Raw genomic sequence first — 17,334 nt, forward strand, 5'->3', positions numbered from 1 at the left:
ACCATGAGTCAAAATCACGACGCGCAAAAAACGTCTGAAACCCGGAAACAGCCGAGTTCGCATTTTATCAAGCATATCATCGAAGCCGACCTGGAAAGCGGAAAATATGACGGCCGGGTTGTGACCCGGTTTCCGCCGGAGCCCAACGGGTACCTGCACATCGGCCATGCCAAGTCCATCTGCTTAAATTTCGGCCTGGCCCTTCAATACCAGGGACGCTGTCATCTGCGGTTTGACGATACCAATCCCATGAAAGAGGAGATGGAATACGTTGAATCCATCAAGGAGGATGTGCGCTGGCTGGGTTTTGACTGGCAGGACCGCGAGTATTATACTTCGGATTATTTCCAACAGCTCTGGCAGTTTGCCGTTGCGCTCGTCAAAAACGGGGATGCATATGTTGACACCCTGAGTTCGGATCAGATCCGGCAATACCGGGGAACTTTAAGCGAGCCGGGCCGGCCGAGCCCCTATCGGGATCGTTCAGTGGAAGAAAACCTGGAACTTTTTGAAAAAATGCGCAGGGGTGAATTCGCCGAAGGCGAGTGCGTCCTGCGCGCGAAAATCGACATGGCCGCCCCCAACATTATCATGCGAGATCCCACCCTATACCGGATCCGGAAAAAAAGCCATCATCGGACCGGTGAGAAGTGGTGCATCTATCCCATGTATGACTTTGCCCATTGCCTGTCAGATTCCATAGAGGGCATTACCCATTCCATCTGCACCCTGGAGTTTGAAAACAACCGGGAATTATACGACTGGATCCTGGACCGGCTCAATGCCTACCACCCCCAGCAGATCGAGTTTGCCAGGCTCAATCTTTCACACACGGTGCTGTCCAAGCGCAAGCTCATTGAACTGGTGCGGCGAAAATATGTGGACGGCTGGGATGATCCACGCATGCCCACCATTTCCGGCCTGCGGCGGCGGGGCTACAGCCCCGGGGCCATCCGGGATTTTTGTGACCGTATCGGCGTGGCCCGGCGCGACAGCATGGTGGATCTGGCCCTGCTGGAACATTGCGTGCGCCAGGAGCTCAACAAGACGGCCATGCGGGTCATGGGCGTGCTGCGCCCCCTGCGGGTGGTCATTGAAAATTATTCCGAGGACCAATCCGAAATGCTGCCCGCGGTCAACAATCCAGAGGATGAATCCATGGGGACCCGGCAGATTCCGTTTTCCCGGGTGTTATACATTGAGCGGGGTGATTTCATGGAAGATCCGCCCAAAAAGTTTTTCCGCCTCGCCCCGGGCCGGGAGGTCCGGCTCAGGTATGCCTATTTTATCCAATGCGAGCAGGTAGTGCGGGACGAAAACGGTGAAATCGCGGAACTGCGCTGCACCTATGACCCGGAGACCCGGGGAGGCGACGCCCCGGACGGGCGAAAGGTCAAGGCGACCCTTCACTGGGTTTCCGCTGCTCACGCCCTGCAGGCCACAGTCCGGCTTTATGATCACTTGTTTACTGTGGAAAATCCCGCAGAACAGCCGGATTTTCTTGAGATGATCAACCCGGATTCACTCGAAACACTCACCGGCTGCATGCTTGAACCGGGTTTGGCCAAGGCGGTGTCCGAGCAAAGATATCAATTTGAACGGCTGGGATATTTTTCCGTGGATCCCAAAGATTCCGCACCCGGACAACCGGTTTTCAATCGCATCGTGACCCTGCGTGACACCTGGGCGAAAATTCAGAAAGCGCAGAAACAGCAAAATTGATACAGGACATCAAAAGGAGGGGGAGATGTTGAATTTTCAGCTGTCGCAGCAGCAGCAGCAGGTGCAGCAGAAGGCGCGCGAATTTGCCTTAAACCGGGTTCTGCCCATTGCCGCCTATTATGATCAAAGAGATGAAACCCCGGTGGAGATCCTCAGGGCGGCTTTTGATGAAGGCGTTTCAACGGGGGGCATTCCGGAAGCCTATGGCGGCAGCGGCCAGGGAATGGTGGAGGGGTGTCTGGTCACCGAGGAAATCGCCGCGGCATGCCCGGGTATTGCCACTTCCCTGTTTGACAACTCCCTGGGCCTGGAGCCCCTGATACTCTGCGGCAATGAGGCGGCAAAGAAAAAATACCTGCCCGAATTCATCCAATCCTTTAACCTGATCAGCTTTGCCACATCCGAGCCCACCATGGGTTCGGATGTATCCGGCATCCGCTGCCTGGCCAAAGAAGACGGGGATGACTATATCTTAAACGGCACCAAGTACTGGGTGACAAACGGCGGAATTGCCGATTATTTCACCATTTTTGCCACAGTGGATCCGGAAAAGAAACACGAGGGCATCTGCGCTTTCATCGTGGAAAAGCAGTTTGAGGGCGTGCAGACAGGATTGGCCATCCCCAAGCTGGGCCAGCGCAACTCCAACACGGCCGCGGTGCATTTCAACAATGTGCGCGTACCCAAACAGAACATGCTTGCTCCCCCGGGTGAGGGCTTTGGCCTGGCCATGCGCACATTTTCCCGCACCCGGCCGTCGATCGGCAGTTTTGCCGTGGGTGCAGCCCGTTCCGCAATGGAGTTTGCCATTGATTACGCCAAAAAGCGCCGGGCATTTGGATCCAAGCTTGCCAATTTCCAGGCCATCCAGTTTAAGATCGCTGAAATGTATCAAAAGATCGAGGCTTCGCGCCTGCTGGTGCTAAAGGCCGCCTGGGAGGCCGACAACGGCATGGACCCCACCATTTCAGCATCCGTTGCCAAGTTTTACGCTACAGAATCGGCCGTGCAGGTGGCCAGCGAAGCACTGCAGGTTTTTGGCGGCTACGGCTATACCCGGTTTTTCCCGGTGGAGAAACTGTTGCGGGACGTCCGGGTTTATCCAATTTACGAGGGCACCAGCGAAATTCAGCGGATGATTGTGGCCGGGCATGCCTTAAATACCTATGAGCCGGTCATGCCGCCCCTTGACAATCTACCTCTGCACCGGGACCGGCACCCGGATGATGTGGGCATCGAGGGCCGGCCCGAAACCAATGCCTGGCGGTGCCGGATGTGCGGCCATGTCCATTACGGAGAGGAACCGCCGGAGCAGTGTCCATACTGCTTTTTTCCGGCCTCGGCATTTGTGTTGGTGGCAGGGGATAAGACACAATAGGGTTTTAAATGGTGATGGCGCCGTAAAAAGTCCAATATCTGCGTTACGCGCAATTTCTCAGAATTTCACGTACGGCTAACTACGCTGCATTCTTCGAAATCGCGCAAGCCTTGATCTTGAACTTTTTACGGCACCATCGGAAATCAGACTTTTTATGGTGCCATCAAATGGTTATCAGTTCATACTGCCGCCTGCCCAGGCCGAGTTCCTCGGCATAGGAAAGCTGGCGAGTCCAGTCCACATCCGGATAGACGCCCCTGAACTTGTCCGCCCCGGCATCAGTGTGGGTGGATAGACAGGAGCCGGGCAGGGCCGGTTCCTGGTTGACCAGATCCACGCTGGCCTGGTCGATGGCCACCGGATCGGTGGAGGCCACGATGCCGATATCTCTGACAATGGGGGCGTCGTTGTAGGGGACGCAGTCACAGGCCGGTGATACATGGTTGATGAAATTGATGTAAAAGGCTTTTCCGGTCTTGTTCTGCAGCACACCCAGGGTGTATTCCACCATTCGCTCCAGAAAAGCCTCGCCGGACTGTGACCACTGGATCTGGATCGCCCCGTTTTCACAGATCAGGATGCATTCACCGCAGCCAATGCATCGTTCCGGATTGATTTGTGCCTTTTCGTCGACCATGTCAATGGCTTCAGAGGCGCAGTGGTCCGCGCATTCGCCGCAGCCGATGCACTTTTTCTGTTTGACCTTGGGGGCCAGGCCGGAATGCTGCTCCATTTTTCCCCTGCGGGAGGCCGATCCCATCCCGACGTTTTTGATGGCCCCGCCAAAGCCGGAAAGTTCGTGACCTTTGAAATGGGCAATGGAGATCAGACAATCGGCATTGACAATTTCGGTGCCGATATAGACGTCTTTGAATCGGTTTTTGTTAATTTGCACAGCGGTTTCGGTGCGGCCGCGCAGGCCGTCGGCAATCACCAGGGGGGCTTTGGCCACGGAATAGGCAAAACCGTTTGCCATGGCGGTCATCAGGTGATTGGGAGCATCTCCGCGGCTTCCGGCATACAAGGTGTTGGCGTCCGTGAGAAACGGGGTGGCGCCGGCCTGTTTTACCCGGTCCACGATATGGCCGATAAATACAGGCCGGATAAAGGCGGTGTTGCCCAGTTCGCCGAAATGAAGCTTCAGGGCAGCCAGATCCCGGTGGCCGACGCATTTGTCAATGCCTGCGGTATCCATTAAGCGCTGCAGCTTGGCCACGCCGCTGTCCTTGTAAGTGGCGCGGAAGTCCATGAAATAAACCTTGCTTGTCATCGTGCCTCCTTTTGATGGAACTTGATTCAAAATCCTTGCAATGATTTTTGGATTGGCTTAAAAACACCTTGATTATAAATCAAAAAACAACCAATGGCAAACACGCCCGGAAAGGTTTTCATGTTTGATCGCCGGCTTGTGCAATATTTTGACTGGTGGCTGCTGGCACTGACCCTGGTGCTTGCGGGCACGGGCGTGTTTTTGATCCAGAGTGCGGTCAATGCCGGAGACAGCGGGTCTATGGGCGGGCTGTGGATAAGGCAGGTTTTTTGGCTGTCTGCCGGCCTGATGGTTATGGCGGCCAGTTTTCTGTTCTCTTATAAGCGGCTCTACAGCGCCTCCCCCTGGATTTATGCCGGCATCCTGATCCTTTTGGCGCTGGTGCCGCTGGTTGGCAAAACCATTGGCGGCTCCACCCGGTGGCTGGATTTGGGGATATTTGTGCTGCAGCCCTCGGAGCCGGCCAAACTGGCTGTCATTTTAATGCTTGCCCGCTATTATGCCAGGAACGTAAGGCCCGAAGGCCTTGGTCTGCGTGCGTTGATGCCGCCCCTGTTGATTGGGGCAGGGCCTTTTTTGCTGATCGCATCCCAGCCCGATCTGGGAACCGCAGGTCTTATTGGTCTGGTTGCGCTGACCATGACCCTTTTTGTGAAAATAGAGCGAAAGACCCTGATTTTTCTGTTGATTCTGGGATTCGGCGTCCTGCCCATGGGCTGGTATTTGCTGGAGGATTACCAGCGGATGCGCATTATGATGCTGTTTTTTCCGGAAAGCGACGCCCTGGGGGCAGGATATCACATCCTGCAATCCAAAATTGCGGTCGGGTCGGGCATGCTTTCAGGAAAGGGCTACATGCAGGGAACCCAGAATATATTTTCGTTTCTGCCCGAGCAGCACACGGATTTTATATTTTCCGTTCTGGCCGAGGAATTCGGGTTTATCGGCTCCATTGGCCTGTTGACGCTTGTTTTGCTCTTGATTGCCTTTGGATTAAACATTGCCGATGCCTGCAGGGATGCTTTTGGTACAATTCTGGCCGTGGGTATTACTGCAATGATTTTCTGGCAGAGCATTATCAATATCGGGATGGTCATGGGCCTGATGCCGGTGGTGGGAATGCCGCTGCCGCTAATCAGTTACGGGGGATCCTCGCTGGTCACGGTGATGCTGTCTCTGGGGCTGCTGATGAACATCAGCATGCGGCGTTTTGCTACTTCTTAGGGAGGGGCAAATGCAAAAAAAAAATCAAAATTATTTGACAAATTGTGAATACGTATGGTATGAGCTGTTGCTTCAAGCAATGATTTTATGATCATGAACAGATACTGGGGTGATAGTTTTTTTTTGCGGAAGTGACAAGTTCTTTATGCGGAGGTTTATCCTATGATCAATGTTGATGGATCGCTATTCATCCAGATGGTAAATTTTGTGGTGCTGATCTGGGCGTTGAATTTTGTCCTTTATCGCCCGATCCGGGGTATCCTCGCCCAGCGCCGGGAAAAAGTCGAGGGTCTGGAGCAGGGTATTGCCACTTACGAGCAGGACCTTTCCGAAAAGGAAAAGGCGCTTCAGGCCGGCATCAAGCAGGCCCGGGAAAAGGGACAGAAGGAAAAGGAAGAACTTGAAGAGCAGGCTCGTGAGCAGGAGCGCCAGATGATGGAACAGATCAATGAAAAGGCGCGTTCCGATATGGCTGAAATCCGGGAACGTGTGGGCCGGGAGGTTGAATCCGTTCGAAAGTCTCTCCAGCCGCAGGTTGACCAATTTGCAGACCAAATCAGCGAAAAGATACTGGGGAGGGCGCTTTGATGATACCGGAGAAAGTGAAAAGACTTAACGTACGTACAGCCCTCTTTTTTACTGGTTTGTTCATGCTGGCGACCGCCGGCATTGTTTTTGCTGCAAGCGGGGGCAACGGGGACCACGGCGGTCCCGGCTGGGTTGCCACCGACACCTACCGGGTGATGAATTTTATTGCTTTGGTTCTGATCCTGTTTTTTGCTTTAAAAAAGCCTCTCAAACAGTTTCTTGGTGATCGGATCAGGGTGATCAAGGAGCAGCTCGATGATCTTGAAGCCCAGAAGCAGGAAACCGAAAAAAAACTCGCCGAATACAACGATCGCCTTTCCGCCCTTAGCCAGGAAGCCGAACAAATCATTGATCAGTACCGCCAGCAGGGTGAAAACCTGAAGGAAAAAATCCTCCAGGAAGCCCAGTCAGCTGCCGGCAAGCTCGAGGAGCAGGCCCGGCGCAATATTGAAATGGAATTTGCCCAGGCCAAGCTGAAACTGGAAACCGAGGTGTTTGAGAAAGCGATTGAAAAAGCCGAGGAAAAGCTCAAAAGAGAGACAACCCCTGAGGACCAGGAGAAACTTGTGCAAGAATATCTAACTAAGGTGGTGACAAAGTGAGAAGCTCAGCAATCGCAAGACGTTACGCCAAGGCCTTGATATTGATCGGCAGGCAGGACGGACAGGCGGAGAAATACCGTGAGGAACTTCAGTCGTTTGTGGAACTGCTGAATGCACAGCCGGAATTTGCGGCAACTGTAAGCAATCCCCTCCATAGTACGGAAAACCGCAAGCGGGTGCTAAACGCCGTGCTCGCAGAACTGGACATGTCGGCCGTCATGAAATCCTTTGTAACCCTTTTGTTTAAGAAAAAGCGATTCGGTTACATCCAGGACGTCAATGAGCATTACCAAAGGCTTGCAGATGAATTAAAAGGTGTTGTGCGCGCCGAACTCACTTCGGCCACTGAACTTTCCTCTGATTCTTTTGAACAAATCCGCCAGTCCCTGTCCAGGATGACCGGCAAGGAAGTGGTGGTTGAGGCCAAACAGGACCCCGAACTCATTGGCGGGGTGGTGACAAAGATTGGGGATCTTGTGCTGGATGGCAGCATTCGGACACAACTGAAAAATATGCGAGAATCTTTAAAAAGGGGTGAGAGTGTCTAATGGAAATAAAAGCCGAAGAAATCAGCCAGATTATTAAGGATCAAATCCAGGAGTTCGACAAGAAGGTAGAGCTTTCCGAAACCGGAATTATCTTGTCGGTTGGTGACGGCATCGCCCGCGTATATGGCCTTGACAAGGTCCAGGCACTGGAGCTTGTGGAATTTCCCAATGGGGTGCTCGGGCTGGCCATGAACCTTGAGGAAGATAATGTGGGTGTCGCCGTTATGGGTGAGACCACCGAGATCAAGGAAGGCGACATTGTCAAGCGTACCGGCCGGATTGCTGAGGTGCCGGTGGGCGACGGCGTCCTTGGCCGGGTGCTTTCCGCAGTCGGCGAGCCGGTTGACGGCAAGGGGCCCGTGGAAACCAAGGAAACTCGAAGAATCGAGATGGTGGCTCCTGGCGTTATTGACCGCAAAAGTGTGCATGAGCCGCTCTATACCGGTTTGAAGGCCATTGACGCCATGACTCCGGTTGGCCGCGGTCAGCGGGAACTGATTATCGGCGACCGCCAGATCGGAAAAACCGCGGTGGCCATTGATGCGATCCTGAGCCAGAAAGGGCAGGACGTTTATTGCATCTACGTTGCCACAGGTCAGAAACGCTCTACTGTTGCCCAGGTGGTGGCGACTCTGGAAAAACACGGTGCCATGGAATATACCACGGTGATTTCCGCCTGTGCTTCTGACCCGGCAACCCAGCAGTACGTCTCTCCGTACGCGGGGTGCGCCATCGGCGAATATTTCCGTGACAACGGCAAACATGCCCTGATCATATACGACGACCTTTCCAAGCAGGCTGCGGCCTATCGTCAGGTCTCCCTGCTGATGCGCCGTCCTCCGGGCCGCGAAGCCTATCCCGGAGACATTTTCTATAACCATTCCCGGTTGCTGGAACGTGCTGCCAAGCTAAATGATGAGCTCGGCGCCGGATCCCTGACCGCCCTGCCCATTATTGAAACCCAGGCAGGAGACGTTTCCGCATATATTCCCACTAACGTGATTTCCATTACAGACGGCCAGATTTATCTTGAACCCGGTCTGTTTTTCGCCGGTGTCCGCCCGGCCATTAACGTCGGACTCTCGGTTTCCCGGGTCGGTGGTGCTGCCCAGGAAAAGGCCATGAAACAGGTGGCCGGAACCCTGCGACTGGATCTGGCTCAGTATCGGGAACTGGAGTCATTTGCAGCTTTTGGTTCGGATCTGGATGCGGCCACCCAGAAACAGTTGCTCCGCGGCGAGCGACTGGTGGAGATCCTAAAGCAGCCCCAGTACCAGCCTCTGCCCCTGGAAAAACAGGTGCTGGTTCTCTACGCCGGTGCCAAGGGTTTTCTTGACAAGCTTCCCATCAATACCCTGGCCAAGTATGAGGTTGGTCTTTATCAGTTTATTGAGAGCCGTTATCCCGACATTCTTTCCGGCATCTCCGAAAAGCGGGAAATTACGGACGATATCGATCAGCAGCTCCAAAAGGCACTTGCCGAGTATGGCGAAGAGTTCAAGGATACGATCAAATAAGTGTTTGGCCGTTTTTAACCGCAACTGGATAACAAGCGAATAAGGCGAGTCGATAATGGCATCCTTAAAAGAAGTCAAATCCAAGATTAACGGCGTCAAAAAGACCAAGCAGATCACCAAGGCCATGAACATGGTCGCGGCTTCCAAACTGCGCGGTGCCCAGACGGCCATGGAGTCCTTCCATCCGTATGCGGAAAAATTTGCCGAGGTATTGGGAAATATCGCCGGAAAAGCCGGTGATGAGGTCAGTCCGCTTCTCATTGCCCGGGAGGAAGTCAAAAATGTCCACATTGTCCTGTTAACCTCCGATCGTGGTCTTTGCGGCGGCTTTAACACCAACCTCGTTGAGAAGGCCGAGGCCTTCATGGAGGAAAAGGTCAATACCGGTGCCGATGTTTCCTTTACCGCTTTTGGCAAAAAGGGACGGGACTGGTGCCGGAGGGAAAAACTGCCCATCGTGGACGAATACCTCAACGTGGTCGGCGGTAAATTCGGTTTTAACACGGCTTCAACCTCGGCACAAAAAATCATTGATGCGTTTTTAAACAATGAATATGACGAGGTTCACGTGGTATACGCCAGATTTATGAGCATGGCCAGTCAGCCGCCGGTGGTCCAGCAGCTGCTTCCCATCCCGGTGATTGAAACCGTGGAAAGCCAGGAACAAGTCGCTGAGGAGGAAAAGGGCTACATGCCCGAGCATATCTGCGAACCTTCCCCGGATGCCCTTCTTGACGAGATGCTTCCGCGTAATGTGTATGTTCAGCTATATAATGCATTGCTGGAGACGTCCACCAGTGAACACGCATCCCGGATGAAGGCAATGGATAATGCCACCAAGGCATGTGATGATATGATTGAAAGCCTCACCCTGGCATATAACAAGGCCCGGCAGGCGGCAATTACAATGGAACTGATGGATATCGTCGGCGGTGCCGAAGCCCTGCGGGGATAATCCAAAACGTCAATTCTGCGTATATAGGATAGGAGGTCGATTCATGGCAGAGAATATGGGTAAGATAACACAGGTTATGGGGCCTGTGGTTGACGTCGAGTTCGAGCAGGGCAAGCTGCCGGAAATTCTGACAGCCTTGTTGATTACGAACCCGTCGATTAATGATCAGGAAGATAATCTTGTGGTTGAAGTGGCCCAGCATCTGGGTGACAACGTTGTGCGTACCGTTGCAATGGACATCACTGACGGCCTTGTCCGCGGCATGCCGGTCAAGGACAGCGGCAATCCCATCATGGTTCCCGTCGGGGAACCCGCTCTGGGCCGGGTGCTCAATGTTGTGGGCCGGCCCGTTGATGGTCTGGGTCCTGTCAGCAATGAAAAAATGTCCCCAATTCACAGACTGGCTCCGGCATTGACAGAGCAGGACGTGTCCGTGCAGGTTCTGGAAACCGGTGTCAAGGTTATTGACTTGCTGGTTCCGTTTCCCCGGGGTGGGAAAATGGGACTGTTCGGCGGTGCCGGCGTTGGAAAAACCGTTATCATGATGGAGATGGTCAACAATATCGCCATGCACCATGGCGGTATTTCCGTGTTTGCCGGGGTGGGCGAGCGGACCCGTGAAGGAAATGACCTTTACCATGAAATGAAGGATTCAGGCGTTTTGCCCAAGGCTGCACTTGTCTACGGGCAGATGACCGAACCTCCCGGCGCACGTATGCGTGTGGCGCTTAGCGCCCTGACCAGCGCAGAGTATTTTCGTGATCAGGAAGGGCAGGATGTGCTGTTGTTTATTGACAATATTTTCCGCTTTACCCAGGCGGGTCAGGAAGTTTCCTCACTTCTCGGTCGCATGCCTTCGGCTGTTGGATATCAGCCAACACTGGCTGTGGAGCTTGGTGAACTTCAGGAGCGCATTACCTCCACGGACAAGGGCTCGATTACAGCGGTCCAGTGCGTGTATGTGCCTGCAGACGACCTGACCGACCCGGCCCCTGCAACCACCTTTGCCCATCTTGACGGTACAGTGGTTCTCTCCCGTCAGATTGCAGAGCTTGGGATTTATCCCGCAGTGGACCCGCTGGATTCCACATCCCGCATCCTGGATTCCAACTTTATCGGCGAGGAGCACTACCGGGTCGCCCGTGAAGTGCAGACCACCCTGCAGCGTTACAAGGACTTGCAGGATATTATCGCCATTCTGGGTATGGAAGAACTTTCTGACGAAGACAAGGTTACTGTTGCCCGCGCGCGTAAAATTCAGCGATTTCTGTCACAGCCTTTTCACGTGGCAGAAACCTTTACCGGCTTGAAAGGCGCATTTGTCAAGATAGCAGACACCATCCGCGCCTTCCAGGAAATCTGCGAAGGCAAGCACGATGATCTGCCGGAACAGGCTTTTTACATGGTCGGTACGATCGAAGAAGCGGTGGAAAAAGCCAAGAACATGGCTTCTGCATAATCAGTGAGAAAAGGAACTGTGCATGGCTGAAAATATTCAACTCGAAATTGTGACCCCGGAAAAATACGTGGTCAGTGAATCGAGCCAGATCGTTATGGCCCCCGGCACTTTGGGCGAATTTGGTGTCCTTTCCGGTCATACGCCTTTTCTGACTTCGCTTCAGGTGGGCAAGGTGCGCTATCGGGATGAAAAGGGCGATGAGCACTTCGTGTTTGTAAGCGGCGGATTTGCCGAAGCACTGCCCGATAAAGTCACCATTCTGGCCGAATCCGCCGAACGTTTGGAAAACATCGACTATGAGCGCGCCAAGGCTGCCTATGAGCGGGCACAGCAGCGTCTTGCCGGTGACAAGGAAGATGTGGACTTTGCCCGTGCCCGGGCGGCGATGCAGCGGGCTCTGACGCGCATGAACATTGTGCAGGGCAGCGGCTCCACCCACTAACCAACGGCGCCGATGAACACGGACTGCCGTGTATCGCCGTATTTTACAATAAACCCCGATTTTGCTCGGGGGATCATAATACGCAAAAAGGGCAATGCCATTGATATGGCTTGCCCTTTTTGCCTTGTTTGACAGGTTTAGGATTCAGAAATGGTATCTGGTCAAGATAAACACAATGTTCATACCGCGGTTGCAGCCATTGTCCTTGCAGCCGGCAAGGGAACCCGGATGAAATCGGAAAAGGCCAAGGTCCTCCATCCGGTAGGGGGCCGGCCGATGATTCTCCATGTTGTTGATGCGGCTTTGGGCGTAGCCGGAAATATCGTGGTGGTGGTCGGCACCCAGGCCGATAAAGTCAAATCTATAGTGCTGTCCCACGCGACTGTGGATTTTGCCCTTCAGGCAGAGCAGAAAGGCACGGGGCATGCGGTGTTGTGTGCCATGCCGGCTTTGCCGGAAAATGCAGACCATGTTATGATTCTGTGCGGGGACGTCCCCCTTATTTCCCGGGAGACTCTGGCCCGGCTGGTTGCCCGGCATACCGAAAATGGTCATGATATCACGGTGCTCGCCGCCAAGGTGCAGAATCCGACCGGTTATGGAAGGCTTAAGCAAAAAGCGGATGGAAACGTGGCATGCATTGTGGAGGAATCTGACGCAACTGCGGCCGAAAAGGCGATAACCACAATAAATACCGGAATCTATATCGTCGACCGCCTTTTTCTGGAAACCGCGCTTTTGCAGATCAAAACAAACAACTCGCAATCTGAGATGTATCTCACCGATATTGTGGAAATTGCCGTTGACTCCGGCAGGCGGGTGGGGCTGATGATCTGCCGGGATAATCGTGAAGTGATCGGCATCAACAGTCCCAAGGATCTCCAAAGCGTCGAGTCCCTGATTTCATCACAATGAAAAGCCTTGACTTTCTTTGTTGTCAACCTTATATACCAAATAAAGAGGTGAGATAGTGGAATCTGATGAAGTGATGCATCAGCTGGATACGCTTCAGGAAAAAGTGGAACACTTGATTGAGAAATGTCAAGCGCTTCAACGAAACAATACCGATTTGCAAGCCAAGGTGCAGCAACTGGAATCGGAATTGGATCAAAAGACTGAAGCCGAGAATCAATTTTTACGGCAAAAGACGCAAATTCGATCCAGAATCGACGATTTACTGGCCAAGCTCAACAATGCAGCCGAAACACCGTCCCCGGAAGAATAAAGGGGATTACAAAAGCGGTTGCCAGGCAGGGTGATTATGCCTTCGTTGGAACAGATCATTACAGTAGAGCTTTTGGGCGAATATTTTAAATTCAGGGCTGATAAAGACAGTCGGATGGATGCACGGGAAGTGGCCGACTATCTGGTTGCCGAGGTTAACCAGGTGGCCTCGCGATTTCCCGCGCATGCGCAGAAAACCAATAAGCTTGCCATCGTGGTGCTCGCAGCTTTAAATGTTGCCAAACAGCACATGGAGTTGAAGCAGGATCACGACGAACTTTTGCAGTCTGTGGCCAGCCGTGCCTTGACAATGGACCGGATGATTGCGTCAAGCCAATGCCATTGATGGCTTGTTTGATGTGTCATTGCTTAGAGCAAAAAATTGAACCGTGAAACATGGAGATGAAATAATCCCCCTGCTATGTTCGTGATTGAATAGTGCCCCTTGACCCAACACCTATGAAAAAGGGAGCCTTCCCTGGCTTTGGTGTGCAAGTTCCGCATGTACGGAAAAGCCTGAAGAAGTCATAAGGCGCCCACCTCAATGAGCCGGTTCAAGGCTCTTTCAACACGGCGTGGCGGGGGTTATTTCCCCCCCAAATTTTACGGTGACTGGTTTTTAGTCCGTACAGGAACTTTTGCTCTGCTTTGCTTTTCCACCAGCTGTATCACGACATTCTTTCCCGTTGACCACCTCAAATCAACCGCACCATTTACAGATGCATCAATAGTGATTGTGATTCTCAGCCAGTAGCTGAGAAGATGGTGTTGTGACACAAAACAAACACACCCCGGGACCCTTTGCCCACATCTCAGGGCCTCCGTTGGATTTTATGCTTAGGGGGCAAGAATGGATGGAATTTATATTTTAATGTTCATTGCAGGCGCTGCGCTGGGCTTTGGCGCATCGCAACTGCTCCGGCACCGGCTTGCAGGCCAGAAGATAGCCGATGCCGAAGAAAAGGCAAAAATGATCGTTGAGGCTGCGGAGCGCAAGTCTGATTCCTTGATCAAGGAGGCACAGCTTGAGGCCAAGGATCGGCTTTATAAAATGAAAAGCGATTTTGACGCCGAAACCGCAGAAACCCGCGATGAGCTTAAAAAACAGGAAAAACGCCTGCTTTCCAAGGAAGAAAATCTTGACAAGAAAAACGAGCAGATAGAACAGCAGGCAAAAGAAAACGCACGTATTGAACGCGAGCTCCAGGAACGGGAGTCCGGCATTGCCAAGCGGGAAAAAGACTATCAAGATCTCATAGATGAGCAGAAACGTCAGCTGGAAACCATTTCCGGCATGACTGCCGAGGAGGCCAAGGAACTGCTTATGCAGTCCATGGAAAATGAAGCCCGGCACGACAGTGCCAAGATGATTAAGCGGATCGTTGCCGAGGCCAAGGAAAATGCGGACAAGGAAGCCAAAAAGATCATGGCCACGGCAATCCAGCGCTATGCCGGAGATTTTGTTGCCGAACGCACGGTTTCCGTGGTGCAACTCCCGGATGATGAAATGAAGGGCCGGATCATCGGCAGGGAAGGACGAAATATCCGGGCCCTGGAAGCGGCCACGGGAATTGACCTCATTATTGACGATACCCCGGAAGCTGTGATTTTATCCGGGTTCAATCCTGTGCGCCGGGAGGTGGCCCGCCTGTCTCTTTTACGCCTTATCGAGGACGGCCGGATTCATCCGGCAAGAATCGAGGATGTGGTCAAGAAAGTGGATCAGGAAGTGGAGGTGACCATCAAGGAGGCCGGAAGCCAGGCCGCATTTGATCTGGGCGTGCACGGCATTAACAATGAACTGATAAAATACCTGGGCCGGTTGAAGTTTCGCACCAGTTACGCGCAAAATGTGCTTCAGCATTCCATAGAGGTGGGCTTTCTGTGCGGGGCCATGGCAGCGGAACTGGGCCTGAATGTGAAAATGGCCAAGCGCATGGGTCTGCTCCATGACATCGGCAAGGCCATTGATCACGAGGTGGATGGCAATCATGCCGAAATCGGTGCCAGGCTGGCCAAGAAGTATGGTGAGGCACCCAAAGTGGTCCATGCCATTGCCGCCCATCACGAGGATGTAACCCCTGAATCCGTATATGATCTTCTGGTGCAGGCAGCAGACAGTCTTTCCGGCGCCCGGCCTGGTGCACGCAAGGAATTGCTCGAAAATTACATCAAGCGCCTCGAAGACCTTGAGGGCATTGCCAAGGAGGCCAAAGGCGTGGCCAATGCCTATGCGATTCAGGCAGGCCGGGAGCTTCGGGTCATCGTGGATGGGGGCAAAATGTCTGATGATGATGCCGTTATTCTCGGAAAAGACATTGTAAAAAAAATCGAGGAAAAACTCACCTTCCCAGGCCAGATCAAGGTAACGGTCATCCGTGAGACCCGGGCCGTGGAATACGCCAATAAGTAGGCCAGAGCCGGTACAAGTGCGGGCTTCTATAGTCCCGGCACCCGTGATTCGCAGTAAAATCAGCGATCAGGAAAGCACATAACCAAATCAGCCTGAAAAGAGCCACTGCCATGAATGTATTGGAGGCACTCCAGGAGCGGGGCTTTGTTGAAGCCACCACACATGACGAACAATTGGGGCGGGAACTGGAAGCAAACGCGCCCGTAACCTGTTATGTCGGATTTGATCCCACCGGATCGAGCCTGCATGTGGGGCATCTGCTGCCGATCATGGCCCTTTCCCATATGCAGCGCGCCGGCCATCGGCCCATTGCCTTGGTTGGCGGGGGTACCGGCCTTGTGGGCGATCCGAGCGGAAAAACCGAAATGCGTCAACTTTTGACCCTGGAAATGGTTCAGGACAATGCGAATGCCATCAAGGGGCAGCTGTCCCGGTTTATCGCATTTGACGAAGGCAACGCCGAACTGCTAAACAATGCCGACTGGCTGGTGGACCTGCGATACATTGAATTTTTACGCGATATTGGCCGCCATTTTTCGGTCAACCGGATGATCAAGGCCGAAAGCTACCGGGTGCGCCTGGATTCCGAAGAAGGGCTGAATTTTATCGAGTTCAACTACATGCTGTTGCAGGCCTATGATTTTTTAAAGCTCTATGACAGCCACGGATGCCGGTTGCAGATGGGCGGCAGCGATCAATGGGGAAATATTGTGGCCGGCATTGATCTGATTCGGCGCATGCGCCAGGCAGAAGCCTACGGGCTGACCTTTCCCCTTGTGACAACCAGCAGCGGCGCCAAGATGGGCAAAACCGCCCAGGGTGCTGTCTGGCTGGATGCCGATCGGACGAGTCCCTATGAATATTACCAGTACTGGGTTAATACCGACGACCGGGATGTGGTCAAGTTTTTGTTTCTTTTTACGTTCCTGCCAGTCGAAGAGATCCGGGCTGTCCAGAACCTCAAGGATGCCGACATCAACAATGCCAAGGCGGTGCTGGCCTACGAGGCCACCTGCCTGGCACATGGCCGCCAGGAAGCAATCAATGCCTTTCAGGCAGCATCACAGATGTTTGGCGCACGGCGCATTGACGAAACCCTTTTGCCGTCAAGCGGGATACCAAGGCAGCCTGTGGATCATGATGCTGGTGTGCCAAGTTCGGTGTTTGGAAAAACAGATCTGGATCAGGGCATTCCAGCTTTCAAGCTCTACCAGCAGGTGGGGCTGGCCGATTCGGCCAGCGCCGCCCGCCGCTTGATCAAACAGGGAGGCGCTTATATCAACGGTCACCGCATTGACCGGCAGGATTACTTGGTCAGCGCAGAGGATCTTGAAGACAACGAGATCGTGCTGCGGGCGGGCAAGAAGAAGTACCACAAAATCAGGATCCAGGGCTGATTTCCAGATGAACGATTTTTTTCTTGACACATCTGGATCCTTGGGTTAAAAGTTTAATTCTTCACATGGGCAAAGCCCTTGCGGAGAGGCGGCGCAAAAAAGTTGAGATTTGCTCTTGACTGGGCCGCGGATTTGATTATAATTGGAAACAGGTTTGAACATGGAATCTGCTCTCCTCTGACCGAAGACAACGGTCTCGACTGTTTGCGATTACCTGATTGATCTTTCCAAAAAAACAAAATAAGGCTTGACACTGCCTTGTTTTGCAGATAGAAAGAATGCTTTTGCCCGGACCTGTTTGTACCGGCAGGGCTTCTTGATCTTTGAAAACTAAATAGTGGCAATAAGCGGGCCAAGTTAATTTTTATTTTCGCTTATCCGTATTATTCAATACGTACGATTTAAGTGGAGAGTTTGATCCTGGCTCAGAATGAACGCTGGCGGCGTGCTTAACACATGCAAGTCGCACGAGAAAGCACCGAGCACCGACGGGGCTTGTCGCGGTAATCCGGGTCCCGGTGGCTGGGGCGCAATCCTGCGCTTTGGCGGACATGAGCGCGAGCTCTACGGAGCGGAGGCGGATACCACGAACAAC

General features: G+C 53.1%; 17 protein-coding genes and 1 other RNA gene. 17 read left to right on the forward strand and 1 reads right to left on the reverse strand.

Annotated elements, in window-relative coordinates; genetic code table 11:
* Positions 1 to 3: 3 nt before the first annotated feature.
* Together R6U41_RS10865 and R6U41_RS10870 are read left to right on the forward strand one after the other, a co-directional pair.
* Positions 4 to 1,722: a glutamine--tRNA ligase/YqeY domain fusion protein gene (locus R6U41_RS10865; RefSeq protein WP_410269861.1), complete on the forward strand. Its 1,719-nt coding sequence runs from the start codon at positions 4 to 6 to the stop codon at positions 1,720 to 1,722.
* A gap of 25 nt (positions 1,723 to 1,747) precedes the next feature.
* Entirely contained in the window at positions 1,748 to 3,100 is a 1,353-nt protein-coding gene (locus tag R6U41_RS10870; RefSeq protein WP_410269862.1) for an acyl-CoA dehydrogenase family protein, read from the forward strand.
* Positions 3,101 to 3,263: 163 nt separating this feature from the next.
* Here R6U41_RS10870 and R6U41_RS10875 read toward each other — a convergent pair whose 3' ends face one another.
* Positions 3,264 to 4,370, reverse strand: a complete 1,107-nt coding sequence (locus R6U41_RS10875; protein WP_410269863.1) for a DUF362 domain-containing protein — start codon at positions 4,368 to 4,370, stop codon at positions 3,264 to 3,266.
* A 120-nt stretch (positions 4,371 to 4,490) separates the two neighbouring features.
* On the opposite strand from R6U41_RS10875, the gene rodA reads away from it, so the two are divergent.
* From rodA to R6U41_RS10950, 15 genes are all read left to right on the forward strand, one after another.
* On the forward strand, positions 4,491 to 5,594 hold the full coding sequence (gene rodA, locus R6U41_RS10880; RefSeq protein ID WP_410269864.1) for a rod shape-determining protein RodA: 1,104 nt from the start codon (positions 4,491 to 4,493) through the stop codon (positions 5,592 to 5,594).
* Positions 5,595 to 5,756: 162 nt separating this feature from the next.
* A complete protein-coding gene (locus R6U41_RS10885) occupies positions 5,757 to 6,182 on the forward strand; it encodes an ATP synthase F0 subunit B (RefSeq protein ID WP_410269865.1) in 426 nt (141 codons plus the stop codon).
* 62 nt (positions 6,183 to 6,244) lie between these two features.
* Positions 6,245 to 6,784, forward strand: coding sequence for a hypothetical protein (locus R6U41_RS10890; protein ID WP_410269866.1), 540 nt, complete (start codon positions 6,245 to 6,247; stop codon positions 6,782 to 6,784).
* A complete protein-coding gene (locus R6U41_RS10895) occupies positions 6,781 to 7,332 on the forward strand; it encodes a F0F1 ATP synthase subunit delta (RefSeq protein ID WP_410269867.1) in 552 nt (183 codons plus the stop codon). The genes R6U41_RS10890 and R6U41_RS10895 overlap by 4 nt, the downstream gene beginning before the upstream one ends.
* Entirely contained in the window at positions 7,332 to 8,849 is a 1,518-nt protein-coding gene (gene atpA / locus R6U41_RS10900) for a F0F1 ATP synthase subunit alpha (RefSeq protein ID WP_410269868.1), read from the forward strand. The genes R6U41_RS10895 and atpA overlap by 1 nt, the downstream gene beginning before the upstream one ends.
* A gap of 55 nt (positions 8,850 to 8,904) precedes the next feature.
* On the forward strand, positions 8,905 to 9,804 hold the full coding sequence (atpG, locus tag R6U41_RS10905; RefSeq protein ID WP_410269869.1) for an ATP synthase F1 subunit gamma: 900 nt from the start codon (positions 8,905 to 8,907) through the stop codon (positions 9,802 to 9,804).
* Between the two features lie 43 nt (positions 9,805 to 9,847).
* Positions 9,848 to 11,263, forward strand: a complete 1,416-nt coding sequence (gene atpD, locus R6U41_RS10910) for a F0F1 ATP synthase subunit beta (protein ID WP_410269870.1) — start codon at positions 9,848 to 9,850, stop codon at positions 11,261 to 11,263.
* 22 nt (positions 11,264 to 11,285) lie between these two features.
* Complete coding sequence (locus R6U41_RS10915; protein WP_410269871.1) at positions 11,286 to 11,705, forward strand: F0F1 ATP synthase subunit epsilon; 420 nt, start codon at positions 11,286 to 11,288, stop codon at positions 11,703 to 11,705.
* Positions 11,706 to 11,855: 150 nt separating this feature from the next.
* The gene (locus R6U41_RS10920) at positions 11,856 to 12,620 is read left to right on the forward strand and encodes an NTP transferase domain-containing protein (protein ID WP_410269872.1); all 765 of its coding nucleotides are present in this window, start codon (positions 11,856 to 11,858) and stop codon (positions 12,618 to 12,620) included.
* 55 nt (positions 12,621 to 12,675) lie between these two features.
* Entirely contained in the window at positions 12,676 to 12,930 is a 255-nt protein-coding gene (locus R6U41_RS10925; RefSeq protein ID WP_410269873.1) for a cell division protein ZapB, read from the forward strand.
* 36 nt (positions 12,931 to 12,966) lie between these two features.
* Entirely contained in the window at positions 12,967 to 13,275 is a 309-nt protein-coding gene (locus R6U41_RS10930) for a cell division protein ZapA (RefSeq protein ID WP_410269874.1), read from the forward strand.
* A 64-nt stretch (positions 13,276 to 13,339) separates the two neighbouring features.
* Positions 13,340 to 13,518, forward strand: a non-coding RNA gene (gene ssrS / locus R6U41_RS10935) — 6S RNA.
* Between the two features lie 261 nt (positions 13,519 to 13,779).
* Positions 13,780 to 15,342: a ribonuclease Y gene (gene rny, locus R6U41_RS10940; RefSeq protein ID WP_410269875.1), complete on the forward strand. Its 1,563-nt coding sequence runs from the start codon at positions 13,780 to 13,782 to the stop codon at positions 15,340 to 15,342.
* A gap of 110 nt (positions 15,343 to 15,452) precedes the next feature.
* Entirely contained in the window at positions 15,453 to 16,739 is a 1,287-nt protein-coding gene (gene tyrS / locus R6U41_RS10945) for a tyrosine--tRNA ligase (RefSeq protein WP_410269876.1), read from the forward strand.
* Positions 16,740 to 17,169: 430 nt separating this feature from the next.
* A partial coding sequence (locus tag R6U41_RS10950) for an RNase H family protein (protein ID WP_410269878.1) occupies positions 17,170 to 17,334 on the forward strand: 165 nt, incomplete at its 3' end.

It is taken from the genome of Desulfosalsimonas sp., from assembly GCF_046483245.1.
Lineage (GTDB): Bacteria > Desulfobacterota > Desulfobacteria > Desulfobacterales > Desulfosalsimonadaceae > Desulfosalsimonas.

Excerpts from the sequence above, each read along its gene's own strand:
- R6U41_RS10865 (WP_410269861.1), top strand. The coding sequence starts at position 4 with ATGAGTCAAAATCACGACGCGCAAAAAACGTCTGAAACCCGGAAACAG.
- R6U41_RS10870 (WP_410269862.1), top strand. The coding sequence starts at position 1,748 with ATGTTGAATTTTCAGCTGTCGCAGCAGCAGCAGCAGGTGCAGCAGAAG.
- R6U41_RS10875 (WP_410269863.1), bottom strand. The coding sequence starts at position 4,370 with ATGACAAGCAAGGTTTATTTCATGGACTTCCGCGCCACTTACAAGGAC.
- rodA (WP_410269864.1), top strand. The coding sequence starts at position 4,491 with ATGTTTGATCGCCGGCTTGTGCAATATTTTGACTGGTGGCTGCTGGCA.
- R6U41_RS10885 (WP_410269865.1), top strand. The coding sequence starts at position 5,757 with ATGATCAATGTTGATGGATCGCTATTCATCCAGATGGTAAATTTTGTG.
- R6U41_RS10890 (WP_410269866.1), top strand. The coding sequence starts at position 6,245 with ATGCTGGCGACCGCCGGCATTGTTTTTGCTGCAAGCGGGGGCAACGGG.
- atpA (WP_410269868.1), top strand. The coding sequence starts at position 7,332 with ATGGAAATAAAAGCCGAAGAAATCAGCCAGATTATTAAGGATCAAATC.
- atpG (WP_410269869.1), top strand. The coding sequence starts at position 8,905 with ATGGCATCCTTAAAAGAAGTCAAATCCAAGATTAACGGCGTCAAAAAG.
- atpD (WP_410269870.1), top strand. The coding sequence starts at position 9,848 with ATGGCAGAGAATATGGGTAAGATAACACAGGTTATGGGGCCTGTGGTT.
- R6U41_RS10915 (WP_410269871.1), top strand. The coding sequence starts at position 11,286 with ATGGCTGAAAATATTCAACTCGAAATTGTGACCCCGGAAAAATACGTG.
- R6U41_RS10920 (WP_410269872.1), top strand. The coding sequence starts at position 11,856 with ATGGTATCTGGTCAAGATAAACACAATGTTCATACCGCGGTTGCAGCC.
- R6U41_RS10930 (WP_410269874.1), top strand. The coding sequence starts at position 12,967 with ATGCCTTCGTTGGAACAGATCATTACAGTAGAGCTTTTGGGCGAATAT.
- rny (WP_410269875.1), top strand. The coding sequence starts at position 13,780 with ATGGATGGAATTTATATTTTAATGTTCATTGCAGGCGCTGCGCTGGGC.
- tyrS (WP_410269876.1), top strand. The coding sequence starts at position 15,453 with ATGAATGTATTGGAGGCACTCCAGGAGCGGGGCTTTGTTGAAGCCACC.